This window comes from Candidatus Pelagibacter bacterium nBUS_44, assembly GCF_051200895.1.
GTDB lineage: Bacteria > Pseudomonadota > Alphaproteobacteria > Pelagibacterales > Pelagibacteraceae > Pelagibacter.
Genome location: NZ_CP172838.1, coordinates 648,412 through 673,465, shown reverse-complemented (window position 1 = coordinate 673,465; position 25,054 = coordinate 648,412). Strand labels below are relative to the sequence as shown.

Below are 25,054 nucleotides of genomic sequence, written 5' to 3'. Positions count from 1 at the left end.
TTTATCTTTGAGTTGAAATTTTTATTGGTAAATCTTTTGTTACATCAAATCTTTCTTTTTTAGTCACATCATCAATTTGTTCAGATTTTTTTTTCAAACACCACTCTTCATACAATCTACAAAATGTGTAAATTGTGTTATATCTATCAATCATTATTACAGTATTTAATTCACTTTTTATTAAAAATTTAACATCATATAGTTCTTTAATGTTAACTTTACTTAATACTTCTCTTGAGTTTGGGTTGTAATAACCAGATTTATCTTCACAAGGTGTTTCTAAAATTTCATTAATATATTCTTGAAAAATTTTTCCTTTAATAAATTTTTCATCATAACTTTTTGAATTTATGGTTTCATATATTAATTTTCTCAATGGAGGTTGTTTTAATTCTATCCACAAGTTTAAAAGCTCAAAATATATTAATTCATATAATCTAATTTGAATTGGTTTTCCTCTAACAATTTTTGACCATTCAATAAATCTTCTTATCTCAATATCTTTTCGAATATTTTTCATTTTATTCAACTTTAGCCATCAGCTTTTAATTTAGTATGCCCACAATTTTTACACTCAAGAGTTGTAATTCTATCTGTTGGATTAAATCCAAACTCAATATTTATAGTTTTGTATCTATGTAATCCAAGAAAACACAGTAATTTTGCCAATTTTAAAATCATAATTTAGACACTTTAAATTGTTAATTTTAATAATTGATCATCAGCCTAAAGCTGGATTACTGTGGGACTTAAATAGATCATACCGCAGACAAAAGATTAAAGCAAAAAATAATTCAGTTTTTTTTCTTATTCATTTAAGAGCAACTTTATAAATCTTTTTTTTAAATAAAATTTATTTTTTAAATTCTGGTTATTTCAATTGTATTTATGTTATGATTATTCAATATGAAGGAGCTTAAAGAACTCATTAAAAAACATAAAAAAATTGAATTATCAATTAAACATTTTACAAAATTAAGAATGAATGACAGAGCTTTTTCTTCTTGGGAAAAACTAAGAAAACTAAAAAAAGAAAAATTAAAATTAAAAGAATTAGTTTCTAAATTTAAGAAATAATATTTTCAAATAAAATTGCAAATTTTAAATTATATGGTCGTATTAGATATTTCTAACACGACCATAATGCGATTTATTTAAAACCAATTATTTGGAATAATGATGTAGTGAATTGCAAGAACTATTCCAACAGATACACTTAATCCAAAAATCATTTTAATGAAGTCTTTTCCAATTAATGGAAAAACGTATTTAAATTTGTACTCTTTATTCATTGTAGATATTGCAAGTTCTCTACCACATAATAACCCTACAAATACCCATGTTGTAGACATTGGAAGGTCATTAAGTTCTTTAAAGTAGTATAGTACAGCAGCATAGATAACATTTATTATTGTTGCCGATCTTGCATATCTTGTTCCAGTTTTATCTAAAACAACTTTTTGTATTGGTCCGCCATGAATATAAAATATGTAGAACAATAAAGCTGTAAAGTACGCTAGAACAATTAATAATAAAGTGACATCTAATTGTCTTGGAAGATAAACAGCTATATTAGCTACATCGTGAGATAACCAAACCCACCATAACCAACCTGAAGTTACCCATACAGAGTTTCTCCAAAATCCTATCCATTTATCCTGTACTTCATCAAATTTTTCATTGATAAACTTTGAAACTACTATCCAAGCTAAGTAAGCAACTACAGCTGCTAAGCCATAACCAACAACGCTTTTCATTAACATTTTCTCTAACACTACAGTAGATGCAAAAGCCGATAATACTAAGAAAGTTGTAGATACGGGTATCCCAATTCTTGTTAATACTAAAAGAATAGCTGGTGCTACAGCGTGGTACCATTGAATTTCTTGAAATGGTATTCTGTTAAGCCTGCCGTATGATATGTCACCATCATAAGAGTACCATCCCCAAGTAATAGCTATAGCCATTACAAAAGATGCTGAACTAGCAAGAGTGTACCATTTAAACCATTTTTGTTTAGATGCTATAAAAGTACCTAGCGTTTGTATTGAATCATTTGCAATAACGCTATATCCCGCTAATGCAAAGCCGACGATCGTATATATTGTTGTCAGTTCCATTTTTTTCCTATTTTTTGTTTACTTTATTGTTTTCCGTTTCGAACGATTCTTATTCTTGATGACGATTTAATAGGTGTGAGGGAATTTATCTATAGCTAAATTTATTATCTTTTTTTGTAAGGAGTTGATTTATTGTTTTTTATAATAAAAAAAACATAAGTCCACAGTAAGAATTTAGAAATTTTTATAAGAATAGATGATTCCTCTTAAATATATTATCCTTTAAATTTGTCTACTTAAAATTTACAAATATAAGTTGTATTTTAGTATAATTACAAAACTACTGACTTAACAATCTTTAAATGACAAAGACATATTTTTAATTAAATTAAAATATAAATTTTTACCTGGATCTAAAGTTGCACCTAATGGATCCAAAACACCTGTTTTTATCTTCATATCTTTAGCTACGGCGCTGATGATGTTAGGATTAAATTGAGGTTCAGAGAACACGCAAGCAACTTTATCATGTTCAATAATTTCTCTGATTTCTGCTAATTGTTCGGCACCAGGCATTACATCAGGATTAACAGTAAACGCACCAAGAATATTCACATTAAATCTTTGTTCAAAATATTGATATGCATCATGAAAAACTATAGATGACACACTTTTGTTTAATTCTGTCATTACTTGGATTGTAAGAGTATCAATTTCTTTAAGTGCTTTTTTCAAATTATTTTTATATTTAGATGCATTTTCAGCATCATTTTCGATCAAATGTTCGGCCATTTCATTTAAGATTACTTTAGCATTGATTGGATCTAACCAAATGTGTGAGTCATATTCTCCGTGTGCATGACCTTCGTGATCATCTTCTTTTTTAGCGTGGTCATCATGGTCGTGATCGTCGTGAGCATCTTCTTTTTTAGCGTGATCGTCATGGTCATCATGGTCGTGATCGTCGTGAGCATCTTCTTTTTTAGCGTGATCGTCATGGTCATCATGATTATGTTCTTCAAAAATATTTCTTTCTCTAAACTTTAATATATTCAATCCTTTAACCTCCATTAATTCAATTTTTTCAGCTTTTTTAGCTATTGAGCTTAATGGTTTTTTTAGAAAATTTTCCATACCTTCACCAACCCAGAATACAATATCTGCGTTCTGCAACATCTTTGCATGAGATGGTTTCATGGAAAAAGAGTGAGGAGACGCGTTACCATCTACAATTAAACCTGGTTTTCCAATTCCATCCATAAGATAACTTGCTAAAGAATGGATAGGTTTAATTGATGTAACTACTTTTATTTCAGCATTAGCTGATATAAATAATGTTAACATTGATAAAATTGATAATATTAAAGGTAATTTTTTGATATTTTTCATAATAAGTAATTTAATTAGTTGTTATAATATAACAGTATGTAATAATATAACATTTACAAGTCAAGATATAAATGAACTCAGATAAAAATATATTAGTAGAACTAAATAAAGTTGGTTTTAAACAAAATAATAAATGGTTAGTGGAAGGTGTTTCATTAAAAGTTGAGAAGGGAAAGATTGTTACTTTAATTGGTCCAAATGGATCTGGCAAAAGTACTACAGCAAAAATTGCACTAGGTATTTATAAAAATATTGAGGGAAGTGTTGAAAAATTCACAAACAAAGTTGGTTATGTTCCTCAGAAAATTTCAATAGATTGGACTTTACCACTAAGAGTGTATGATTTTATGCTTTTAACTGAAGATATTAAAGATGAAGCAATAGAAGAAGCTCTTACCCTTACTGGAGTTACTCATCTTAAAAATGAAAATTTAGGAAATTTATCAGGTGGAGAATTTCAAAGAGTTTTGATAGCAAGAGCAATTTCTAAAAAACCAGAATTATTAGTTCTGGATGAACCAGTTCAAGGTGTTGATTATACTGGAGAGATTGCGTTATATGAATTGATCAAAAAAATTTCAGATACTTTAAATTGTGGAATTTTATTAATTTCTCATGATTTGCATACTGTTATGACAGCAACTGATCATGTTGTTTGCTTAAATGGCCATGTATGTTGTTCAGGTACACCAATGGATGTTGCTAAAAATAATGAGTACAAAACTTTGTTTGGTGAACAAGCCTCTCAAATTCTAACTGTTTATGAACACAAGCATGATCATGTTCATTCAGACGAGGGTCGAATAAAGAAAAATTAACATGTTAGATGATTTTTTTATAAGAGCTTTAATGGCCGGAATAGGAGTTGCGATAGTAACGGGACCACTAGGTTGTTTTGTAGTATGGAGAAGATTGTCTTATTTTGGCGATACATTATCTCATTCAGCCTTATTAGGTGTTACAATAGCTTATTCGTTTGAGCTTAATATTGCGTTATCAGTATTCATAATTTCATCTGTAGTTGCATTGATATTAATTCAACTTCAGAAAAAAACTAATCTACCTGGAGACGCTTTGTTAGGTCTTTTGGCACATTCTTCTTTAGCTGTTGGATTAGTTGTAATTGGTTTTTTAACTTTTATTCGTTTCGACATAATGGGTCTTTTATTTGGAGACATATTAGCCGTAACAACTAATGACTTAATTATTATATGGACTGGTGGAGCATTAATTTTATTTGTACTTAAATTGATCTGGAAACCTCTGTTCGCATCTACGGTAAATTATGAACTAGCAGAAGCAGAGGGGTTAAATCCTGATAGATCTAAAGCTATATTTACAATTTTGATGGCAGCAGTTATTGCTATATCAATTAAAATGGTTGGATTATTGTTAATCACTGGAATGTTAATTATACCCGCTGCAATGGCAAGAAACATTTCAGACAGTCCAAAGAAAATGGTTTTATATTCAGTTATTGGTGGTCTTTTATCAGTAATATTGGGTTTATTTTCTTCATTAGAATTTAACACGTCATCTGGACCTTCAATAATTATGGCTGCTTTAGTTTTATTTATATTGTCTTTACTTAATATTAAACAATCGATTAAATTGAAAAATTAACAACTAATTGATAAGAATTTGTATATGCAAAAAGAACATAATCTTTCTAAAAACCAAAAAATTATTTTTGATATAATTGATAAATCTGGTGAGCCGATGAAAGCTTATTCTATTTTATTTAATGTTCAAAAAAAAGGAATTAAAGCTCCATTGCAAGTTTATAGAGCTTTAGATAAATTGGTAGAAATTGGAAAGATCCATAAGGTTGAAAGTAGAAATGCCTTTATAGCTTGTCAAAATTCAAATTGTCAAATTTCTAAAGCAACAGCTTTCTCAATTTGCGAAAATTGTGAAAATGTTTCTGAAATAAGCAATTCAAAACTTTCAAAATATTTGTCAAACTTTACAGATGACTCTGAAATGAAATACAACAAGTATAATTTAGAATTTTTTGGTTTATGCAAAAATTGTAAGACTAAATAAATGAGCAATATTCCTTTATCTTTAGATGAGATTTTTGATTTAGCTAAAAAAACACTATTAGCTAATGGATGCGATGATGAAACAGCATCTATTTTATCAAATCTAATTAGGAATGCTGAAAGAGATGGTTCTGTATCTCATGGCTTGTTTAGATTGCCTGCTTATGTCAGTGGTCTCAAAAGTGGAAAGATCAACGGTAAAGGGAAACCTGAAATAAATAAAGTTTCTTCATCTGTAATTAAAGTTCAAGGTAATAATTGCTTAGCACCAGTTGTTTTAAGTAAAGGTTTGCCTGAATTATCTAAAGCTGCAAAAGAAAATGGGGTCGCTGTTTTAGCTATAAATAATTCACATCATATGGCTGCTATGTGGCCTGAAACTGAAAAGTTAGCAGAAGATGGCTTGGTTGCTTTTGCTTGTACATCATACAAGCCTGCTGTTGCTCCTGCTGGTGCAATCAAACCTTTATTTGGTACTAACCCAATTTCATTTGCATGGCCTAGACCAGGAAAAACTCCTGTTGTCTACGATATGGCCACTGCCTCAATGGCGATGGGTGAAGTACAAGTTGCAAAAAGAGAAGGTCATAAAGTTCCACTTGGTACAGGCTTAACTAAAGATGGCAAAGAAACAACAGATCCAGGTGAAATAGCAGACGGAGGTGTATTATTACCTTTTGGTGGATATAAAGGGTCTGCAATAGCAATGATGGTTGAATTACTTGCGGGTGCTTTAGTTGGAGATAATTTTAGTTACGAGACGGCTGCTAAAGATAATAATGATGGTGGACCACCTAGTGGTGGTGAATTTATTTTAGCTATTTGTCCTGATAAAACAGCTGGATCAACTTGGCAAAAACATGCTGAAGAATTTTTTGAAAAAATGAAATCAATGGGTGATGTTAGATTGCCTGGTGAAAGAAGACATAAAAATAGACAGGATACAGGTCCTAGAAATATCAATGAGGATTTGGTTAATAAAATAAAGTCTCTAAGCTAGTTTAATTTCAATAGGCGTGTGATCCGAGGGTTTTTCTCTTCCACGGGGATCTTTATTAATATTAATATCTTTTACATTATCGATTATAGAGTTTGAAACTAAGAAATGATCAATTCTCATACCGTTATTTTTTTGCCATGCACCTCTCATATAATCCCAAAATGTATAGCCTTCTTTATCTTCGTTAAAATGTCTGTAAACATCATTAAAACCTAGATTTAACATCTCTCTAAATTTTTTTCTTATTTCAAGTCTATATAGTGCATCATCTTCAAAGCTTTTAACATTATAAACGTCTTCAGCAGCAGGAATGACATTAAAGTCACCAGCAAGAATTATGTTAGAGTTTTTTTTTGATAAAGTTTTTAATTGTTTAATTAATTGATCCATCCAATTTTTTTTATAATCATATTTTTCAGTGTCAACAGGGTTTCCATTAGGAGTATAAATATTTATTAACTGGATAACTTTTTTCTTATATTTAATCTCTGCAGAAATTATTCTTGATTGTTTTAGTTTATCTTTAATTAAATCAGTTCTGACATTTTCTAATTTAGCTTTAGATATAATAGCAACACCATTATAGCTTTTCTGACCAAAAACATGACTTTCATAATCCATAGATGCAAAATCATCATAGGGAAAATTAACATCTTCAGTTTTAATTTCTTGCATCATTAAAACGTCAGGTTTGTATTTTAGTAAATAATTTTTGATATTATCTATTCTTGCTCTAACTGAATTAACGTTCCAGGATGAAATAATCATTAAAGAGAGAATGAGACACCACAACCACAAGAAGATTTGGTTTGTGGATTAGAAATTTTAAAAGACTCACCTATAAGTTCAGATACATAATCAACTTCAGAGCCTTTTAATAGGTCTGCTGATGTTTTATCAATTAATATATTTTCATAATTGAAATCATCGTCATTTTTAGATTTATCAAATGTGAATTCATATTGAAATCCTGAACAACCACCACCTTTAATAGCGATTCTAAAAAAAGAACCTACGTCTTTTTTAGACAATAAATTTGCTATCTGTTTTAAAGCATTATCTGTAAATTTAATTTCTTTAATCATGTCTGAACACTGATATTACTAATATAATACTTAATTATTTAAATTAAAGGATGAAAAAACACACTTTGTTAGGCGTATTTAAAAGTAAGGGTAGACTTAGTAAAGAACCCACATCAAAGTATCGATCACCTTTTCAAAGAGACAGAGATAGAATTATTCACAGTGCATCGTTTAGAAGATTGAAACATAAAACTCAAGTATTTGTGAATACAGAAGGAGATCATTTTAGAACAAGAATTACTCATTCTATTGAGGTTGCACAAATAGCTAGATCTATTGCAAAATATCTAAACTTAAATGAAGATTTAGCCGAAACATTAAGTCTCGCTCACGATTTAGGCCACACACCTTTTGGACATGCTGGTGAAGACGCTTTAAATGAATGTATGAGAAATTATGGTGGTTTTGATCATAATCTTCAAACATTAAGAATAGTTATGTTCTTAGAGAATAAGTATTTTAAATTTAAAGGCCTTAATTTATCTGTTGAGACCTTAGAAGGACTATTAAAACATAATGGTCCTGTTGAAGATACAGCCTTGGTAAATAGTTTGATTGGTTTGAAAACTTTTAAGGGAAAAATTAATTTTAACACTTACGCATCTTTAGAAGCTCAAATTTCAGCAATTTCAGATGATATTGCATACAATAATCATGACATACAAGATGGAATTAAAGCTAATTTGTTTAAATTAGAAGAGCTCGTTGAAATAGACTTTTTTAAATCAATTTATTTTAAGTATAAAAATAAGATTAATAAAAAAAATTATAAAATAGCCACTTATCAAATAATTAGAGACTCAATTGATTTAATGATCAGGGATTTATTAGTTAACACACAAAAAAATTTAAAAGTGTTTAAAATTAAATCTGTAAAAGATGTTGCTAAAGTAGATCAATTAGTAGTTAGTTTTTCAGACAAATTGCAGAATTCAGAAAAAGAAATTAGATTTTTTTTAAGAACTAAAATGTATAATAATAAATCAGTTCTAAGGAAAAATCAAAGAGGTAAAGTGATTGTTAAAAAGTTATTTAATATAATCAAATCAAATCCTAGAAAATTTCTTTCAAAAGATCAATTGACTATAGATAAATTTAGAGCTATTTCAGATTTTATTTCAGGTATGACAGATCGTTATGCTATTAACTTATATAACAATTATAAATGAATATTTTTGAGTCATACATAGACAAAATTAAATCAATCTTAATTGATCTAAATAAACAAGGGGAATTAGTTATCCCAGAAACTTTTAATGGAATTAATGCAGAAATTCCACCTGAACAATTTGATTGTGATATTTCAACTAATGTTGCAATGGTTCTTTCAAAATTAAATAAAAAATCGCCAATTGACTTAGCTGAACAAATATCTCTTTTTATTAAAGATAAAGACCCACTAATTGAAAATATTACAATTGTGAAACCAGGATTTATTAATATTAAGTTTAAACCTTTGTTTTGGACAAATTTTATTCAAGAAATTATCACTAATGCAAAAAACTTTGGCGTCAATGAAAAAGAAAAAAAGCTTAATTATTTAGTGGAGTTTGTTTCGGCTAACCCAACAGGGCCATTACACGTTGGTCATTGTCGTGGTGCCATATTAGGTGATGTAATCTCTAATATATTAATTTTTAATAAACATAAAGTTACTAAAGAATATTATGTTAATGATTATGGCAACCAAATTATAAACTATACAAAATCAGTTTATTTTAGAATTCGTGAAGTTAAATTTAAAGAACCTTTTCCTGGTGATAATCCAGATTTATATCCTGGTGATTACTTGGTTGATTTTGCTAAGAATATTGTTTCATCCAATTCAGATATTAACTTTGAGAATTATGATGAAATTGTAGATAAATTAACTGTGTTATCCTTAGAGCAAGCATTATTTTTAATTAAGAAAAATTTAAAAAGTTTAGGAATTAAGCATGATAATTTTGTTAGTGAGAAAAGTATTGTATTAAACAATGAAGTTGAAAATGTGATCAAATTTTTAGAAGCCGGTAAGTACGTATATAAAGGCAAAATAAAAGCTCCAGCAAGTGAAGATACTAAGAATTGGGTTGAGAGAGAGCAGTTATTATTTAAATCAACAGATTTTGGGGATGATAAAGATAGAGCCTTACAAAAATCTGACGGTACATGGACATATTTTGCAAGTGACGTTGCTTATCATAAAAATAAAGTTGATAGAAATTTTGATCATTTAATTAATATATTAGGAGCAGATCATGCTGGTTATATTAAAAGAATTTCTTCTTCTGTTGATGCTTTGTCAGGTACAAAAAATAAATTAATTTGTAAAATAAGCCAACTTGTAAAACTAATCAAAGACAACAAACCTTTTAAAATGTCAAAAAGAAAAGGTGACTACATAACAGTTGACGATTTAGTAAAGGAAGTTGGCAAAGATGCTACGAGATTTATAATGCTTAATAGAAGTAGTGATGTTGAGCTAGATTTTGATTTTGATGCAGTAAAAGAAAAATCTAAAGATAATCCGCTTTATTATGTTCAGTATTGTTATGCAAGAATTTCATCGGTCTTTAGACACCTTGGTAAAGATTTAAATTCAGAAGTTAAAATAGATAATTATAAATTTGAATATTCAAAAGATGAAATTAAGATATTAAAAAAGATATCTCAATGGCCAAAATGCATTGATGCTGCTAGCACAAAACTAGAACCACATCGTATTCCAGTTTATTTGTATGAACTAGCGTCAGAATTTCATTCGTATTGGAATTTAGGTAAACAACAACCAGAAAAAAGATTTATTAATGATCAAAAGAATATATCCCCAGATAAATTAGTTTTTTTAAAAGCAATATCTAACGTTATCAGATCAGGCATGAATATTGTTGGAGTTGATACTCCAGAAAAAATGTAATGTTAAAAGAAATTAAATATTTAATTTTTATAATCATAATAATTTTATTTCTTTTTTTTACTGGTAAATATTATTTTTCAGATGAAAATATTAAAAAATCCTACCGCGCTTACAAAAATATTGATGAAAAAATTAAAGTTTATTCAAAAGATTTACCAATTCTAGAAAATGACACTCAAGATATAATAGAATATGTAAAACAAACTAATAAAAAAAAGAAAAAAAAGTTTAATTTTTGGAAACTTTTAGAAAATGATTAAGAATAGAAAAGCTTTCATTGTTGGTTTAAAATCATACAAATTATCCAATAAAGAAAAAATTTTTTTAAAAAAACACAGACCTTGGGGTGTAATATTATTTTCAAGAAACATTAACACAATTCAACAAACCAAAAATCTTACGGATAATATTAAAAAAATTTTTAAGGATAAAAAATACCCTATATTAATTGATCAAGAAGGAGGTAGAGTTAACAGATTAAATAGAATAATTTCATTTGATAATCTGACTTCTGAATATTTTGGAAATTTATTTGAAAAAGATAAAATGAAATTAAATATTATCTATAAATTATTTGTTGATAAAACAGCTTTTTTATTAAAGTTGATTGGTGCAAACATCAACACAGTGCCAGTTCTGGATCTTCGAGTTCAAGGATCGAGCAATATAATTGGAAACAGATCTTTCTCTAAAAATAAAAATACAGTCTCAAAAATGGGAGATTTATGCATAAAATTATTTCATGAAAACTCTATTGGCACTATCATTAAGCATATACCTGGTCATGGTTTGGCCAAAGTAGATAGTCACAACTTTACCCCAATCGTTAAAAAATCAGCTAAATATCTTAATAAAAATGATTTTTATCCTTTTAAAAATAAAAAAAGTTTTTTTGCTATGACGGGTCACGTTGTATATGAAAAATTAGATAAGACGAATACAGTAACTCACTCAAAAAAAATTATTAATTACATTAGGAAAGTAATTGGTTTTAAGAACATTTTAATTTCAGATGACCTTTCTATGAAAAGCTTAAAAGAAAATATAGAAATTAATACAATAAAATGTTTTAAAGCAGGTTGTAATCTAGCACTACATTGCAATGGAAATTTTAAAGAAATGGAGATTGTTGCTAACAATTCACCCTTGATAAGTTCTTTTATAACAAAAAAAACATCACAATTTTATAAAATTTTAAGCTAATATATTTCTATGTCTGAGTTTGATTCTGTTTTATTTAACGTTGATGTAAATAATTATAATGGTCCTTTAGATGTTCTATTGGATTTAGCTAAGGCACAAAAAGTTGATTTAGAAGAAATATCAATAACCAAATTAGCAGATCAATTTCACGAATATATCACAAAAGAGAAAGATCTAAATTTAGAGATAGCTTCAGAATATTTATTGATGGCAACATGGTTAGCTTATCTTAAGTCAAAATTATTATTACCTGGTACTCCTGAAGAAGAATTTAAAGTTCAAGAAGTTGCAGATAAATTGAAATTACAGCTTAAAAAATTAGAACTTATAAGATTGCTATCTGAACAAATGCTAAAAAGGAAAAGGTTAGGTAGAGAAATAAGAACTCGTGGTATTAAAGGAAATATAAGATCTATTTACAGTTCGGAATATAATTTAAGTTTATTTGAGTTACTTAAATCATATTCCACAATAATTATGACAAAAGATTTTCAAAGAATAAACATACCAAAATTACCAGTGTTCACCACTGAAGACGGTATAAAAACGATAAAACAATTTCTTGGTAAATTGATAGATTGGAAAAATATTGATGATTTAATTCCAAAAAATTTTAAAAGTGGATCAAGATATAAAAGGACAGGTAAAGCTGGAATTTTTGCTGGTTCTTTAGAATTGGTTAAGGAGGGTAATGTTTCGATAAAACAAGATAATTTATTTGATGATATTTATATTAAGGAAATAAATGATTAAAAAAGAAAAAGCTTTAAAAAATAATGTGGTTAAATTCCCATCTAAGTTAACAGATCTTGAAAAACAAATAGAAGCAGTAATTTTTGCAGCAGCAGAACCTTTAGATGTTGATACTATAGAAAGTAAAATCTCAAAAAAAACAAATGTTGTTAAATCGCTAAAAAAATTACAACAAGAATATTCCAATCGAGGTATTAATTTAGTTTGTATTAAAGATAAGTGGTCCTTTAGAACTTCACCTAAGCTTTCTAGTTTAATGACCCAAGAAAAAACTGTTGAGAAAAAATTATCAAGAGCCGCCGTAGAAACTTTAGCTATCATAGTTTACCATCAACCTGTGACTAGAGCTGAGATTGAGGAAATAAGAGGTGTTGCATTTGGTACTAATACTTTAGAGATACTAATGGAATTAGATTGGGTGAAACCCGGTGGAAGAAAAGACGTACCAGGTAAACCAATTCAATATTTAACAACTGATGGCTTTTTAAGTCACTTTAATTTACAAAAATTATCTGATCTTCCAACTGTAGACGAATTAGGAGCTGCAGGCTTAATTGATAGCTCAAGTGTTGATAATGCAATTTTTGGTTCCGGTAAATTTTTTAAAGAAAAGCAAGATGAAAAAAAAGAGGATATCTATTCTAATATTGATGAAATGTTAAATAGCACCCTCGATGAAGAAGAAAAAGATTCATAAAAAAGTCACTTTTAAATCAATCATAAAAAGGTTATAAGTTTTTTATGAGCATAGGAATTTGGCAAATAGCAATAGTAGTAATATTAGTGGTTTTATTATTCGGTCGTGGAAAAATATCTAGTTTAATGGGTGATGTTGCTAAAGGTATAAAAAGTTTCAAAAAAGGAATGGCATCAGACATAACTGATGACACAGAGCCAAAAAATATTTCTGACGAAAACAAAGACTTAAACAATAAAGATTAAATTACATGCCTACTATTGGTTGGTTTGAAATTTTAATTGTTGTAGCTATTGCGATAATAGTTCTTGGACCAAAAGATTTTCCCGTAATGTTAAAAAAAGTAGGATCATGGATTGGCACTGCTAAAAGATATGTAAGTGAAATCCAAAACGAAGTTTCTAACATTGATATAGAAGATGAGAAAAATAATAAAATTAAAGAAGAAAATAAATTAGATGAATAATGAAGAAAATGAAGGTGGCTTTGTAAGTCACTTAACAGAATTAAGAAAAAGACTTATCCATAGTTTTATATTTTTATTTATATTTTTTATTGGATGCTATTTTTTTGCAGAACATATATATGGTTTTTTAGTTGATCCTTACGCTAAAGCTGTGAAAGATGATGGTTCTGAAAGAAGATTAATTTTTACAGCTCTTCAAGAAACTTTTTTAACTTATTTAAAAGTGTCTTTTTTTACTGCTTTCTTTGTTACTTGCCCGTTCATACTAATGCAGATATGGAAATTTATTGCACCTGGTCTTTATAAACATGAAAAAATAGCAATTGTTCCTTATTTAATCTTAACACCTATCCTTTTTTTTCTTGGCGGCATGTTGGTTTATTACTTAATTATGCCATTAGCGATTAAATTTTTTCTATCCTTTGAGAGTACCGGTCTATCAACTAACTTACCAATCCAACTTGAAGCTAAAGTTAATGAATATTTATCATTGGTAATGAAATTAATTTTTGCATTTGGTATTAGTTTTCAATTACCAGTAGTTCTTAGCTTATTAGCTAGAGTGGGCATTGTTGATAGTCAGTTTTTAAGAGAAAGAAGAAAATATGTTGTGGTAATTATTTTTGCTGCAGCAGCTTTATTAACGCCACCTGATCCAATAACTCAAATTGGTTTAGCAATTCCACTATTAATTTTATATGAATTATCAATATTTTCAGTAAAATTTATAGAAAACAAAAATTTAAAAGATTCTGATGCATAATTTAAAAGAAATAAGAAAAGATTTTTCTAATTTTGAAAAGTCTCTTGAAAAAAGATTTTTAAAAGTTGATTTCAATGATTTGCAAAAATTAGATGAACAAAATAGAGATTTAATTCAAAAAAAAGAAGCTTTAGAAAAAAAAAAGATATTTCAAAATCTAAAGATGAAAGTTTATTTAAAAAATCAAAAGAAATTTCTTCTGAATTGGAAAAAGTATCTGATAAACAAAAAAAAATTAAAATTGAATTAGAAAACTTCTTATCAAATATTCCAAACATTCCTCATCCTGATGTTCCGAGTGGTAAGGATGAGAATGATAATATTGAAGTGTCTAAATCTGGCAAATTACCAAATTTTGATTTTACACCAAAATCGCATTATGAGCTTGGTGAGAACTTAGACATGCTTGATTTTGATCTTGCAACAAAAACTACAGGTTCAAGATTTGTTTTTGTTAAAGATAAATTAGCCCTTTTAGAAAGATCATTATCAAATTTTATGCTTGATACACATATTAATCAAAACGAGTATCAGGAAATTTCACCTCCTTTAATTGCATCAGACAATACAATGTATGGAACTGGACAACTTCCTAAATTTGAAAATGATCAATTTGAAATTAAATTTGATGAAGGTACCGATAGAAAATTTCTAATTCCAACTGCTGAAGTGATTTTAACCAATATGGTTAAAGATAAAATTTTAGATCGAAAAAAACTTCCAATGAGATTTGTAGCTTCAACTCCATGTTTTAGAAAAGAAGCTGGCAGCTATGGAAAAGACACAAAAGGAATGATTAGGCAGCATCAATTTTATAAAGTTGAAATGGTCAGTATTGTTGAAAAAGAAAACTGTTTAGATGAACTTGAAAGAATGACTAACTGCGCAACTGATATTTTAGATAAATTAGAATTACCATATAGAAAAGTAATTTTATGTTCTGGTGATATGGGTTTTAGTGCTGAAAAGACTTATGATATAGAAGTATGGCTACCATCTGAAAATAAATATCGTGAGATTTCTTCTTGTTCTTCATGTGCAACATTTCAAGCACAAAGAATGAAAACTAGATATAAAAACGAAAACAAAGAAACAATTTTTGTTGGTACATTAAATGGTAGTGGTTTGGCAGTTGGAAGAACCTTGATAGCCCTTTTGGAAAACTATCAGCAAAAAGATGGATCTATAGTTGTGCCAAAAGTTCTAAGACCTTATATGAACAATTTGGAATTAATTTCATTGAAATAAAGTTGTTTTCATCAATAAGATAGTATAATAATTCAGCTAATTTATAAGGAGATTTATGGAAGGTTCAGGAATAGGACAATTTATACCGTTAATTTTAATTTTTGTTATTTTTTATTTTTTCTTAATAAGACCTCAGCAAAAAAAAGTTAAAGAACATAAGGCAATGGTCGAAAATTTAAAAAGAGGAGATAAAGTTATTACCTCTGGAGGAATAACAGGAACAGTTGAGAGATTAATTGACAACGATAAAGTTGAAGTTGAGATTGCCGATAATGTTAAGGTTGAAATAGTAAAAGCTACTGGTATCCAAGGTCTACTAAACGTTACTCAAGAAGTAAAAAAATAATTAATTTAAGATTAAGTGCTTTATTTTTCTAAGTTACGTATTTTATCTGTTACAATTTTTTCGCTTTTATTTATCTTAATTGCATCATCTAATTTATTTAAAGTCGACGATAGTTTCTTTGATAAAAAGATTAATTTAGGATTAGATCTTCAAGGTGGCTCATATCTATTATTAGAAATTGATAATGCTCCTGTTGTAGAACAGAAGCTTCAAAATTTAACCACAACTATTAAAAATTATTTTAAAGACAAAAATATTAAAATTAGAAATATTAAAATTGAAGATCAAAATATTTTTTTTAATGTCGATGATCAAAGCAAACAATTAATAATTGATACATTTGCTGATGAAGATAGTGATATAAACCCTTATTATCCAAGATTTAAATCACATCAATTGGTACTTGAAGAGACTAGCCTTAACTTTAAAGTGAGTTTTTCAAAACAAGGTTTAATTGCCCTTAAAACTTCATCTCAAGATCAAGCTATAGAAATTGTCAGAAGAAGAATTGATGAAGTTGGTACAAATGAACCTAATATATTGAAAAGAGGTAATAATCGAATTTTAGTTGAGTTACCAGGTTTAGATGACCCAATGAGAGTGAAATCGCTTTTGGGGAAAACTGCTAATTTAACTTTCAGATTTGTTACTAATAATGAAAATGACAACTTTGGTGTAGAGAAATTAAAATACGAGAATGGAATTGAGGAAGCAACTGTAAGTAAGCGAATTATAATAAGTGGAGATAATCTTCTTGATGCACAGCCTCAAATGGATACCCAAAATAATCAAACAATAGTTTCATTTTCACTTGATAGAGTAGGAGCTAAAAGATTTGGCAAGGCAACATCTACTGGTATCGGAAAACAACTTGCTATAGTTTTGGATGGTAAAATTATAAGTGCTCCAGTTGTTAGAGATACAATTGCCAGTGGATCAGGTCAAATAAGTGGAGGATTTACTTTTCAATCAGCAACAGATTTAGCGTTATTGCTTAGATCAGGTGCTTTACCAGCACCATTAAATATTATTGAAGAGAGAACTGTTGGTCCAGATTTAGGTCAAGATTCAATAAATGCTGGGATGATAGCTTTAACAATAGGTTTTCTTTTAGTCATTTTATTTATGTTTGTTAAATACAAAGTTTTTGGTTTGATTACTAATGTTACGTTAATTATAAATTTATTTATTTTATTAGGTATTTTAACTTTATTTGAAGCAACTCTAACATTACCTGGAATAGCAGGAATAATATTAACTGTAGGTATGGCTGTTGATGCAAATGTTTTAATTTTTGAAAGAATCAAAGAAGAATTAAAAGATGAAAAAAATAATATTATAGCTTTTGATACAGGCTACACTAAATCAAGAACTGCTATAATTGATGCCAATATAACCACTTTACTTGCAGCTATTATTCTTTTTTTTATGGGCTCGGGCCCTGTAAAAGGTTTTTCTGTTACTCTAGGTATTGGAATTTTTACAACACTTTTCTCAGTTTATTTTATAGCAAGATTATTCACCAGTATTTATGTATCCAGAAATAGAGATAAGGAGAAATTAATTTAATGATTGCTTTTAATAGATATTATAATCACTTTAATATTGTCTCAACGTTATTAATAACTGTATCACTAATCTTATTAATTTTTAAAGGTCTTAATTTTGGTATTGATTTTAAAGGTGGAACTTTAATTGAATTGAGATCATCAGACACAAAAGTAAACGTGACTACTTTAAGAGATAAATTTAATCAGATGAATTTAGGAGATATATCAGTCAAAAAATTTGGAAATGATACTGATTATCTTATAAAATTTGAGAACAAGGATGATAAAAAGAATATAATTGAGGATATTAAAACAAACTTAGAAAAATCATTCGGTAATAATTTTGATTTTAGAAGAGTTGAAAATGTTGGTCCAAAAGTTAGTGCTGAATTATTAAAATCTGGTGTAATAGCTATCTCACTGTCATTAGCAATTATGTTATTTTATATTTGGATTAGATTTGAATGGCAATTTAGTTTAGGTGCAATTTTAGCTTTATTTCATGATGTTATAGTTACATTAGGAGTGTTTTCTTTATTTAGTCTTGAAATTAACTTATCTATAATTGCTGCAGTTTTAACCATAGTAGGGTATTCAATGAACGATACAGTTGTTATTTTTGACCGAGTGAGAGAAAATTTAAGAAAATATTCTGATATTAAGATTTTTGAATTAACAAATATTTCAATTAACGAAACTTTATCAAGAACAATAATAACTTCAGTAACTACATTACTAGCTTTATTAGCCATTTATTTTTTTGGGGGTGAAATTTTAAAAGGGTTTTCTTTAGCTATGATCCTTGGTGTAGTATTTGGAACTTATTCTTCTATTTATATTGCTAATACAGTGTTAGTCAGACTTAGAGTGTCACAAAAAACAGTATTAAGAGAAGACGATAATAATAATTAAAAAATTAATATAAGTTTTGTGCTGCAACCATTGCAAGTAGCATTGGCAAAGAAAGTAATGTATTTGTTCTAGAAAACAACATTGCCGTTTTTGCTGATTTTGCTTTTAATTCTGGCTCACAATCAACAATACCTAAAGCTCTTTTTTGATTAGGCCAAATTACAAACCAAACATTAAATGCCATAATAACTCCAAGCCACATTCCTATGCCAATTACAGTGTGTTTTGGAATTCCTGAACCGATGCTTAAAGTCATAGCATCATGAAGGTAACCATTAAATAAAGCTAAAATTAATCCTGATAAAACTGTAAATGCTGCAGCCCATCTAAAATAGAATAATGCTGCTGGTGCTATAACTTTACCTATCGCTGGCTTTTGCTCGTCCGGAATTTTACTCATATTTGGTATCTGAACAAAGTTAAAATACCAAAGTAGTCCTATCCACATTATTGCAACAACAACATGTATATATCTAAATAACCAGCTCCAAAATAAATCATCGAAAGCAAAACCACCATTTAAATAAAATAAACCTAAAAACAATAAAATCGCTAATACTAATGAAGCGTGAATTGTTTTTGATAATGATGATAATAAATTACTCATGATTCTTATAACTTATACACTAAATTAAAAAAAGTTTAACAGTCTTTTAATGGTTTATTTTAATAAAGGTTTTAAAAATTGCCCTGTATAACTGCCTGCGACCTTACATACATCTTCAGGTTTACCTTCCGCAATAATATTACCACCCTTTACGCCACCTTCAGGACCCATATCAACAATATAATCAGCTGTTTTAATCACATCCAAATTATGCTCAATAACAACAACGGTATTCCCCAGCTTAACAAAGGTATGAAGTATTTCTAATAATTTTTTTATATCATGTTGATGAAGCCCTGTTGTTGGTTCATCAAGAATATACATTGTTCGTCCGGTAGATCTTTTAGAAAGTTCTTTTGCAAGCTTTATCCTTTGAGCTTCACCACCTGAAAGAGTTGTCGCTTGTTGACCGATCTTTATATAGCCTAAGCCTACCTTTTTAAGAGTTAAAAGTTTAGTTTTAATATTAGATATATTTTCAAAATATTCACAACCTTCATCAACGGACATATCCAAAACATCTGCAATGCTTTTATCCTTAAATTTAATTTCAAGAGTTCTCTATTATATCTTGTTCCTTTACACTCATCACATTGAATATAAACATCAGGTAAAAAATGCATCTCATATGTAATAACGCCATCACCTTCACATGCCTCACATCTTCCACCTTTAACGTTGAAAGAAAATCTACCTGGTTTGTAACCTCTTGTTTTAGACTCAGGTAAACTTGTGAACCAATCTCTAATTGGCCCAAAAGCTCCTGTGTAAGTAGCTGGATTTGACCTTGGAGTTCTTCCTATCGGAGATTGATCTATATCAATAATTTTATCTATTAATTCTACCCCCTTATAACTTTTAAAAGCTTTAGGAACTTTTCTTGCTTTATTGTTAAGTGTCAAATTTAAAGCATGATATAGTGTTTGCAATATCAATGTGGATTTACCGCTTCCTGAAACTCCCGTAATACATGTAAAACTACCTGTTGGAATTTTAAGATTAACATTATTAAGATTATTTCCACTAGCTCCATTAATTTCAACAAACCTACCATTTTTAGCTAAACGACGAGTTGTAGGAATTTCAATTATTTTTTTATTAGATAGGTATTGGCCAGTAATACTATTTTTGTTTTTTTTTATTTCATCATATGTACCCTGCGCCGTTATTTCTCCACCGTTTGTTCCTGCTTCTGGACCCATATCAATAATGTGATCTGCATTTTCCATAGTTTCAGTGTCATGCTCAACAACAATAACTGTATTACCTAAATCTCGAAGTCTTTTTAGTGCGTTAATTAGTTTTACATTATCTTTTTGATGAAGGCCGATAGATGGTTCATCAAGAACATATAATACTCCAGTTAATCCCGATCCAATCTGTGAAGCTAACCTTATTCTTTGTGCCTCACCCCCAGAAAGAGTCCCTGACTCTCTTGAAAGAGTCAAATAATCTAATCCAACATTTAAAAGAAAGTTTAGTCTTTCATTGATTTCTTTTAATACATGTTCAGCTATTTTAAATTGTCTTTTGTCTAAATTTTTTTCTAAATCTTTGAACCATTTAGTTGAGTCTAAAATTGATTTTTTTGTAACTTGACTAATATTATGATTATCAATTTTAACGCATAAAGCTTCTTCCTTAAGTCTATCTCCGTTGCAACCTTCACACGCAGAGTTTGATTGATATTCGGCAATAGCCTCTCTTTTCCACTCACTATCAGATTCTAAAAATCTTCTTTCAAGATTATTGATAACTCCTTCAAAGGTTTTTTTATGAGAATATTTTTCATAACCGTCATCATAATTAAATTTTATCTCATCTTCATCAGATCCATATAAAATTACATCCTTAATTTTCTTTGGTAGTTTTTTCCATTTATCATCTAATGAAAAACCATAATGTTTTGCAATAGATGCTAATGTTTGTGCATAATATAAAGTTGTAGATTTTGCCCAAGGTTCAATTGCACCATCAGCTATACTTTTTCTATCATCTGGTATAACTAAATTTGGGTCTACATTTAGTTTAATTCCTATTCCTTCGCATTCCTCACATGCTCCATAGGGACTATTAAAAGAAAAAAGTCTTGGTTCAATTTCTTCTATGGTAAACCCACTTTCCGGACAAGCAAATTTAGTTGAATATATTAATTTTTCAGTTTTTCTGAATTTTTGAGGCAATGTTTCGTCTTCATATTCTACAAAAATTAACCCATTAGATAAATTGACTGCTGTCTCTACACTTTCAGCTAATCTATTACCAAGTTTCGAATTTAAAACAATTCTGTCAACAAGAACTGAGATATCATGTTTGAGTTTTTTATCTAAATTAGGTGATTTTTCAATGTCATATAAAACATTGTCTATTTTAATTTTTCTAAAACCTCTTCGTTTATAACTTAAAATATCTTTTTTATATTCGCCTTTACGTCCTCTAACTACTGGAGCATAAATATATATTGTAGATTTTTTTGGTAATTTTTTAATTAAATCTACAATTTGTGTTATTGTTTGTGAGGTAATAGCTTTACCAGTAAATGGAGAGTAGGGGATACCTGCTCTTGCAAAAAGAACTCTCATATAATCATAAATTTCTGTGACAGTTGCAACAGTTGATCTTGGATTTTTTGATGTATTCTTTTGTTCAATTGCAATTGCAGGACTTAAACCTTCTATAAGATCAACATTTGGTTTTTTCATTTTGTCTAAAAACTGTCTAGCGTATGCTGACAGACTCTCGACATACCTTCTTTGACCTTCTGCATAAATAGTATCAAAGGCTAATGAAGACTTTCCTGATCCTGACAAGCCAGTTATTACAACAAACTGATCCTTTGGGATTTCAACAGAAACATTCTTTAAATTATGTTCTTTGGCACCCTTAATAACTATCTTTTTAATCATATTTTTTGTTGCTTTGAGTTAATAAAATTAATATTCACAAGAATTGTGATATAAATCTAATTAATAAATTTAACAAATATAAATATTATGGCTGGAAGTTTAAATAAAGTATTATTAATTGGTCGTTTGGGCGCAGACCCAGAGATCAAACAAATGGTTAATGGAAAAAGTGTAGCAAGATTAAGTCTAGCTACAAGTCAATCTTGGAAAGACAAAAATACAGGTGAAAAAGAAAAAACTGAATGGCACCGTATAGTTGTATTTAACGAAGGGTTAGTAAATGTAATTCAACAATACCTCAAAAAAGGTGCCCAAATTTATGTTGAAGGTCAACTAACTACAAGAAAGTGGAAAGATGAACAATCTGGACAAGATAAGTATTCTACTGAAATTGTTCTTCAAGGTTATAACTCTACCCTTACAATGCTTGGCGGTGGAAATACTGGCGGTGGAATTCAAAATGACACTACTCAACAAAATAATATTGAGGACTCATCTCAAGTGTCAAATGATATGGATGATGAAATTCCGTTTTAATACCTATGCAAAAAACTGAAACACCTAAAGATAATAATATTAAATTAATCTCAATGCATGATGAGATGAGCTCATCATATTTATCTTATGCAATGAGTGTTATCGTTAGTCGTGCTTTACCTGATGTAAGAGACGGTTTGAAACCAGTTCACAGAAGAATTTTATACGCAATGTATAAAGGTGGCTATGATTGGTCTAAACAGTTTAGAAAATCAGCAAGAATAGTCGGAGATGTAATTGGTAAATACCACCCACACGGTGATCAATCTGTTTATGATGCTTTAGTTAGAATGGTTCAAGATTTTTCTATGAGTTTGCCATTAGTACAAGGGCAAGGTAACTTCGGGTCTATTGATGGAGACCCAGCTGCGGCGATGAGGTATACAGAAACTAGACTTTCAAAAGTTTCACAATTTTTAATAGATGACATCGAGAAAAATACAGTTTCTTACAAAAGTAATTACGATGAAACTGAAAAAGAACCCACAGTTTTACCAGCACAGTATCCAAATCTTTTAGTTAATGGTGCAGGTGGTATAGCTGTTGGTATGGCAACCAGTATTCCTCCTCATAATTTAGGTGAAATTATTGATGGAACTTTAGCTTTAATTGAAAATAAAGATATAAAAATTAAAGAACTAATGAAACATATTCCTGGCCCAGATTTTCCAACTGGTGGAGTAATTATTGGTAAAGATATTATTAAGCAAGGTTATAACAATGGCAGAGGATCGTTTAAGATTAGAGGTGAGGTGTCTGCCGAGTCATTAAAAAATGGTAGAGATAGATTGGTTATTACATCTATTCCTTATCAAGTTAACAAATCAGTTTTGAATGAGAGAATTGCTCAATTAGTAAGAGAAAAAAAAATTGAAGGAATAAAAGATATTAGAGATGAGTTTAATAGAGAAGGGATTAGAGTAGCTATAGATCTAAGAAATGGTGTTGAGCCAGAAACTATTAAAAGGCAACTTTATAAAAATACTCAAATAGAAAGCTCTTTTGGTTTTAACACTCTTGCTATTGTTGAGGGAAAACCAAAAAATTGTAACTTAAAAGATTTTTTATCTAATTTTTTATCTTTTAGAGAAGACGTAGTTATCAAAAAAACTAAATTTGATCTTGAAAAAGCTGAAGAAAGAGCTCATATCCTATTAGGTTTATCTGTATCTGTTGAAAATTTAGATAAAATAATAAAAATAATTCGTTCATCAAAAACACCAGATGATGCAAAACAATCTATTTTAAAAACAAAATGGAAAATTAACAGAACTCAAAAATTAATTTCTTTAGTTGAAGGTAAAAAAAGTAAAAATCTTTATTCACTATCTGAACCACAAGTTATAGCTATTTTAGAATTAAGATTGCAAAAATTAACAGCTCTAGGAATTAATGAAATAGAGGTGGAAATAAAAAAACTTGCTGAATTAATTTCAAAATTCAAAAAAATTATATCTTCTAAAAAAGAACTTTTAAAAGTGATAAGTGATGAGCTTAAAAATATTAAAGAAAAATTTGCTGTGCCAAGACGAACAAAAATCATAGATGCTGTGCTAAATTATGATATTGAAGAAACAATTCAAAAACAATCGGTCATAATTACTGTTACTTTACAAGGTTATATAAAAAGAGGATCGTTAGATGGTGTTAAAAAGCAAAAAAGAGGTGGAAGAGGTAAATCCGGAATAACAACAAGAGATCAAGACTTCTGTTATACAGACACTATCTGTAAATACTCACACCTCAGTACTATTCTTTTCAACGGAGGGTTTAGTTTATAAAGTTAAAGCTTGGAAAATTCCCGAAGGGTCCACAACATCAAAAGGTAAATCATTGTTTAATATTTTACCTCTTAAAAATCACCAATCTATTAGTTCAATAATGCCAATGCCTGAAAGTGAAACTGAATCAAAAAATTATCAAATAATTTTTGCTACAGCACAAGGTAAGGTTAGAAAAAATAGTTTAGAAGATTTTTCATCAATTAACGCTTCAGGTAAAATAGCAATGAAACTTGACAATAACGATAAAATTGTTGGTGTTAAAATTTGTCAAGATGATCAAGACATAATTTTGAGTACAAAATTTGGTAAATGTATTAGATTTGAAGCAAAAAAATTAAGAGTTTTTAAAGGTAGATCATCAAAAGGAATTAAGGGAATAGAATTATCAAAAGATGATCAGATCGTATCTTTATCTGTCATTGATAAGGATAAAACTAAAAAAAATGGCAAACAATCTAAAGATGAAAAATCTAAAATTAAGACTAAAGAAAAATTTGTCCTATCAATAAGTGAAAATGGTTATGGTAAAAAAACTTTTCACACAGATTACAGAGTTACTAATAGAGGTGGTAAGGGTATAATTGGTATAGTTAACTCACCAAGAAATGGAAGCATAACTTCGTCATTCCCAGTCTTTGAGGGTGATGAAATACTTATTTCAACAAACAAAGGAAGAGTGATAAGAGTTGCTGTTAAAGAAATAAGAACTGCGGGCAGAAATACTCAAGGGGTAAGAATTATAAAATTATCTGGTGAAGAAAAAGTAGTATCCGCAATCAAAATCGATGATAATCTAATCTAATC

Annotated in this window: 25 protein-coding genes and 3 pseudogenes; 20 read left to right on the top strand and 8 right to left on the bottom strand. The window is 28.9% G+C overall.

The window, feature by feature from the left end; all coding sequences use genetic code 11:
* Position 1: 1 nt before the first annotated feature.
* Entirely contained in the window at positions 2 to 520 is a 519-nt protein-coding gene (locus tag ACIJYB_RS03730) for a hypothetical protein (RefSeq protein WP_435152469.1), read from the bottom strand.
* A gap of 11 nt (positions 521 to 531) precedes the next feature.
* Positions 532 to 681, bottom strand: a complete 150-nt coding sequence (locus ACIJYB_RS03725; RefSeq protein ID WP_435152466.1) for a hypothetical protein — start codon at positions 679 to 681, stop codon at positions 532 to 534.
* A 225-nt stretch (positions 682 to 906) separates the two neighbouring features.
* Here ACIJYB_RS03725 and ACIJYB_RS03720 point away from each other — a divergent pair, with 225 nt between their 5' ends.
* Positions 907 to 1,077: a hypothetical protein gene (locus ACIJYB_RS03720; RefSeq protein ID WP_435152463.1), complete on the top strand. Its 171-nt coding sequence runs from the start codon at positions 907 to 909 to the stop codon at positions 1,075 to 1,077.
* Between the two features lie 77 nt (positions 1,078 to 1,154).
* On the opposite strand, the gene ACIJYB_RS03715 is transcribed toward ACIJYB_RS03720, so the two are convergent.
* The gene (locus ACIJYB_RS03715; protein ID WP_435152462.1) at positions 1,155 to 2,120 is read right to left on the bottom strand and encodes a hypothetical protein; all 966 of its coding nucleotides are present in this window, start codon (positions 2,118 to 2,120) and stop codon (positions 1,155 to 1,157) included.
* A gap of 288 nt (positions 2,121 to 2,408) precedes the next feature.
* Positions 2,409 to 3,449: a zinc ABC transporter substrate-binding protein gene (locus ACIJYB_RS03710; RefSeq protein ID WP_435152459.1), complete on the bottom strand. Its 1,041-nt coding sequence runs from the start codon at positions 3,447 to 3,449 to the stop codon at positions 2,409 to 2,411.
* Between the two features lie 71 nt (positions 3,450 to 3,520).
* Here ACIJYB_RS03710 and ACIJYB_RS03705 point away from each other — a divergent pair, with 71 nt between their 5' ends.
* Genes ACIJYB_RS03705 through ACIJYB_RS03690 form a run of 4 tightly spaced genes read left to right on the top strand, consistent with a single transcriptional unit; the run spans position 3,521 to position 6,494 of the window.
* Positions 3,521 to 4,267 (top strand): ATP-binding cassette domain-containing protein, encoded by a 747-nt coding sequence (locus ACIJYB_RS03705; RefSeq protein WP_435152456.1) that lies wholly within the window; start codon positions 3,521 to 3,523, stop codon positions 4,265 to 4,267.
* Between the two features lies 1 nt (position 4,268).
* Positions 4,269 to 5,072 (top strand): metal ABC transporter permease, encoded by an 804-nt coding sequence (locus ACIJYB_RS03700; protein WP_435152453.1) that lies wholly within the window; start codon positions 4,269 to 4,271, stop codon positions 5,070 to 5,072.
* 24 nt (positions 5,073 to 5,096) lie between these two features.
* The gene (locus ACIJYB_RS03695) at positions 5,097 to 5,495 is read left to right on the top strand and encodes a Fur family transcriptional regulator (protein ID WP_435152450.1); all 399 of its coding nucleotides are present in this window, start codon (positions 5,097 to 5,099) and stop codon (positions 5,493 to 5,495) included.
* On the top strand, positions 5,496 to 6,494 hold the full coding sequence (locus tag ACIJYB_RS03690) for an Ldh family oxidoreductase (protein ID WP_435152448.1): 999 nt from the start codon (positions 5,496 to 5,498) through the stop codon (positions 6,492 to 6,494).
* Here ACIJYB_RS03690 and xth read toward each other — a convergent pair.
* Both xth and ACIJYB_RS03680 read right to left on the bottom strand, forming a co-directional pair.
* On the bottom strand, positions 6,486 to 7,262 hold the full coding sequence (gene xth / locus ACIJYB_RS03685; protein WP_435152447.1) for an exodeoxyribonuclease III: 777 nt from the start codon (positions 7,260 to 7,262) through the stop codon (positions 6,486 to 6,488). The genes ACIJYB_RS03690 and xth overlap by 9 nt on opposite strands.
* Positions 7,262 to 7,579 carry a HesB/IscA family protein gene (locus tag ACIJYB_RS03680; protein ID WP_435084851.1) on the bottom strand — a complete coding sequence of 106 codons (318 nt, stop codon included), beginning with the start codon at positions 7,577 to 7,579 and terminating at the stop codon, positions 7,262 to 7,264. Before ACIJYB_RS03680 ends, xth begins: the two co-directional genes overlap by 1 nt.
* 50 nt (positions 7,580 to 7,629) lie before the next feature.
* Between ACIJYB_RS03680 and ACIJYB_RS03675 the strand changes: the two genes are divergently transcribed.
* From ACIJYB_RS03675 to secF, 13 genes and pseudogenes are all read left to right on the top strand, one after another.
* Positions 7,630 to 8,748: a deoxyguanosinetriphosphate triphosphohydrolase gene (locus tag ACIJYB_RS03675; RefSeq protein WP_435152445.1), complete on the top strand. Its 1,119-nt coding sequence runs from the start codon at positions 7,630 to 7,632 to the stop codon at positions 8,746 to 8,748.
* Complete coding sequence (gene argS, locus ACIJYB_RS03670; RefSeq protein WP_435152442.1) at positions 8,745 to 10,478, top strand: arginine--tRNA ligase; 1,734 nt, start codon at positions 8,745 to 8,747, stop codon at positions 10,476 to 10,478. Before ACIJYB_RS03675 ends, argS begins: the two co-directional genes overlap by 4 nt.
* Entirely contained in the window at positions 10,478 to 10,738 is a 261-nt protein-coding gene (locus tag ACIJYB_RS03665) for a hypothetical protein (protein ID WP_435152439.1), read from the top strand. The genes argS and ACIJYB_RS03665 overlap by 1 nt, the downstream gene beginning before the upstream one ends.
* Positions 10,731 to 11,681 carry a glycoside hydrolase family 3 N-terminal domain-containing protein gene (locus tag ACIJYB_RS03660; protein WP_435152437.1) on the top strand — a complete coding sequence of 317 codons (951 nt, stop codon included), beginning with the start codon at positions 10,731 to 10,733 and terminating at the stop codon, positions 11,679 to 11,681. Before ACIJYB_RS03665 ends, ACIJYB_RS03660 begins: the two co-directional genes overlap by 8 nt.
* Before the next feature lie 9 nt (positions 11,682 to 11,690).
* Complete coding sequence (locus tag ACIJYB_RS03655; RefSeq protein ID WP_435152435.1) at positions 11,691 to 12,434, top strand: segregation and condensation protein A; 744 nt, start codon at positions 11,691 to 11,693, stop codon at positions 12,432 to 12,434.
* The gene (scpB, locus tag ACIJYB_RS03650) at positions 12,427 to 13,131 is read left to right on the top strand and encodes an SMC-Scp complex subunit ScpB (protein WP_435152432.1); all 705 of its coding nucleotides are present in this window, start codon (positions 12,427 to 12,429) and stop codon (positions 13,129 to 13,131) included. The genes ACIJYB_RS03655 and scpB overlap by 8 nt, the downstream gene beginning before the upstream one ends.
* 44 nt (positions 13,132 to 13,175) lie before the next feature.
* Positions 13,176 to 13,376: a twin-arginine translocase TatA/TatE family subunit gene (tatA, locus tag ACIJYB_RS03645; RefSeq protein WP_435152429.1), complete on the top strand. Its 201-nt coding sequence runs from the start codon at positions 13,176 to 13,178 to the stop codon at positions 13,374 to 13,376.
* A 5-nt stretch (positions 13,377 to 13,381) separates the two neighbouring features.
* Positions 13,382 to 13,597, top strand: a complete 216-nt coding sequence (tatB, locus tag ACIJYB_RS03640; protein ID WP_435152427.1) for a Sec-independent protein translocase protein TatB — start codon at positions 13,382 to 13,384, stop codon at positions 13,595 to 13,597.
* Positions 13,590 to 14,360, top strand: a complete 771-nt coding sequence (gene tatC / locus ACIJYB_RS03635) for a twin-arginine translocase subunit TatC (RefSeq protein WP_435084833.1) — start codon at positions 13,590 to 13,592, stop codon at positions 14,358 to 14,360. Before tatB ends, tatC begins: the two co-directional genes overlap by 8 nt.
* A pseudogene (serS, locus tag ACIJYB_RS03630) lies at positions 14,353 to 15,608 on the top strand (serine--tRNA ligase). Before tatC ends, serS begins: the two are co-directional and overlap by 8 nt.
* Positions 15,609 to 15,663: 55 nt before the next feature.
* On the top strand, positions 15,664 to 15,954 hold the full coding sequence (yajC, locus tag ACIJYB_RS03625) for a preprotein translocase subunit YajC (RefSeq protein WP_435087134.1): 291 nt from the start codon (positions 15,664 to 15,666) through the stop codon (positions 15,952 to 15,954).
* 15 nt (positions 15,955 to 15,969) lie between these two features.
* On the top strand, positions 15,970 to 17,523 hold the full coding sequence (secD, locus tag ACIJYB_RS03620) for a protein translocase subunit SecD (protein WP_435152425.1): 1,554 nt from the start codon (positions 15,970 to 15,972) through the stop codon (positions 17,521 to 17,523).
* The gene (secF, locus tag ACIJYB_RS03615) at positions 17,523 to 18,416 is read left to right on the top strand and encodes a protein translocase subunit SecF (protein WP_435152422.1); all 894 of its coding nucleotides are present in this window, start codon (positions 17,523 to 17,525) and stop codon (positions 18,414 to 18,416) included. Before secD ends, secF begins: the two co-directional genes overlap by 1 nt.
* Before the next feature lie 4 nt (positions 18,417 to 18,420).
* Here secF and ACIJYB_RS03610 read toward each other — a convergent pair whose 3' ends face one another.
* Together ACIJYB_RS03610 and uvrA are read right to left on the bottom strand one after the other, a co-directional pair.
* Entirely contained in the window at positions 18,421 to 19,023 is a 603-nt protein-coding gene (locus ACIJYB_RS03610; protein WP_435152419.1) for a urate hydroxylase PuuD, read from the bottom strand.
* A 54-nt stretch (positions 19,024 to 19,077) separates the two neighbouring features.
* Positions 19,078 to 21,929 (bottom strand): annotated as a pseudogene (gene uvrA, locus ACIJYB_RS03605) (excinuclease ABC subunit UvrA).
* 87 nt (positions 21,930 to 22,016) lie between these two features.
* Between uvrA and ssb the strand changes: the two are divergent.
* Positions 22,017 to 22,466 carry a single-stranded DNA-binding protein gene (gene ssb / locus ACIJYB_RS03600; protein ID WP_435152416.1) on the top strand — a complete coding sequence of 150 codons (450 nt, stop codon included), beginning with the start codon at positions 22,017 to 22,019 and terminating at the stop codon, positions 22,464 to 22,466.
* Positions 22,467 to 22,471: 5 nt separating this feature from the next.
* Positions 22,472 to 25,052, top strand: a pseudogene (gene gyrA, locus ACIJYB_RS03595) (DNA gyrase subunit A).
* The last annotated feature ends 2 nt before the right edge of the window (positions 25,053 to 25,054 follow it).

Coding starts and splice junctions, on each gene's coding strand:
- ACIJYB_RS03730 (WP_435152469.1), bottom strand. CDS start 520: ATGAAAAATATTCGAAAAGATATTGAGATAAGAAGATTTATTGAATGG.
- ACIJYB_RS03725 (WP_435152466.1), bottom strand. CDS start 681: ATGATTTTAAAATTGGCAAAATTACTGTGTTTTCTTGGATTACATAGA.
- ACIJYB_RS03720 (WP_435152463.1), top strand. CDS start 907: ATGAAGGAGCTTAAAGAACTCATTAAAAAACATAAAAAAATTGAATTA.
- ACIJYB_RS03715 (WP_435152462.1), bottom strand. CDS start 2,120: ATGGAACTGACAACAATATATACGATCGTCGGCTTTGCATTAGCGGGA.
- ACIJYB_RS03710 (WP_435152459.1), bottom strand. CDS start 3,449: ATGAAAAATATCAAAAAATTACCTTTAATATTATCAATTTTATCAATG.
- ACIJYB_RS03705 (WP_435152456.1), top strand. CDS start 3,521: ATGAACTCAGATAAAAATATATTAGTAGAACTAAATAAAGTTGGTTTT.
- ACIJYB_RS03700 (WP_435152453.1), top strand. CDS start 4,269: ATGTTAGATGATTTTTTTATAAGAGCTTTAATGGCCGGAATAGGAGTT.
- ACIJYB_RS03695 (WP_435152450.1), top strand. CDS start 5,097: ATGCAAAAAGAACATAATCTTTCTAAAAACCAAAAAATTATTTTTGAT.
- ACIJYB_RS03690 (WP_435152448.1), top strand. CDS start 5,496: ATGAGCAATATTCCTTTATCTTTAGATGAGATTTTTGATTTAGCTAAA.
- xth (WP_435152447.1), bottom strand. CDS start 7,262: ATGATTATTTCATCCTGGAACGTTAATTCAGTTAGAGCAAGAATAGAT.
- ACIJYB_RS03680 (WP_435084851.1), bottom strand. CDS start 7,579: ATGATTAAAGAAATTAAATTTACAGATAATGCTTTAAAACAGATAGCA.
- ACIJYB_RS03675 (WP_435152445.1), top strand. CDS start 7,630: ATGAAAAAACACACTTTGTTAGGCGTATTTAAAAGTAAGGGTAGACTT.
- argS (WP_435152442.1), top strand. CDS start 8,745: ATGAATATTTTTGAGTCATACATAGACAAAATTAAATCAATCTTAATT.
- ACIJYB_RS03665 (WP_435152439.1), top strand. CDS start 10,478: ATGTTAAAAGAAATTAAATATTTAATTTTTATAATCATAATAATTTTA.
- ACIJYB_RS03660 (WP_435152437.1), top strand. CDS start 10,731: ATGATTAAGAATAGAAAAGCTTTCATTGTTGGTTTAAAATCATACAAA.
- ACIJYB_RS03655 (WP_435152435.1), top strand. CDS start 11,691: ATGTCTGAGTTTGATTCTGTTTTATTTAACGTTGATGTAAATAATTAT.
- scpB (WP_435152432.1), top strand. CDS start 12,427: ATGATTAAAAAAGAAAAAGCTTTAAAAAATAATGTGGTTAAATTCCCA.
- tatA (WP_435152429.1), top strand. CDS start 13,176: ATGAGCATAGGAATTTGGCAAATAGCAATAGTAGTAATATTAGTGGTT.
- tatB (WP_435152427.1), top strand. CDS start 13,382: ATGCCTACTATTGGTTGGTTTGAAATTTTAATTGTTGTAGCTATTGCG.
- tatC (WP_435084833.1), top strand. CDS start 13,590: ATGAATAATGAAGAAAATGAAGGTGGCTTTGTAAGTCACTTAACAGAA.
- yajC (WP_435087134.1), top strand. CDS start 15,664: ATGGAAGGTTCAGGAATAGGACAATTTATACCGTTAATTTTAATTTTT.
- secF (WP_435152422.1), top strand. CDS start 17,523: ATGATTGCTTTTAATAGATATTATAATCACTTTAATATTGTCTCAACG.
- ACIJYB_RS03610 (WP_435152419.1), bottom strand. CDS start 19,023: ATGAGTAATTTATTATCATCATTATCAAAAACAATTCACGCTTCATTA.
- ssb (WP_435152416.1), top strand. CDS start 22,017: ATGGCTGGAAGTTTAAATAAAGTATTATTAATTGGTCGTTTGGGCGCA.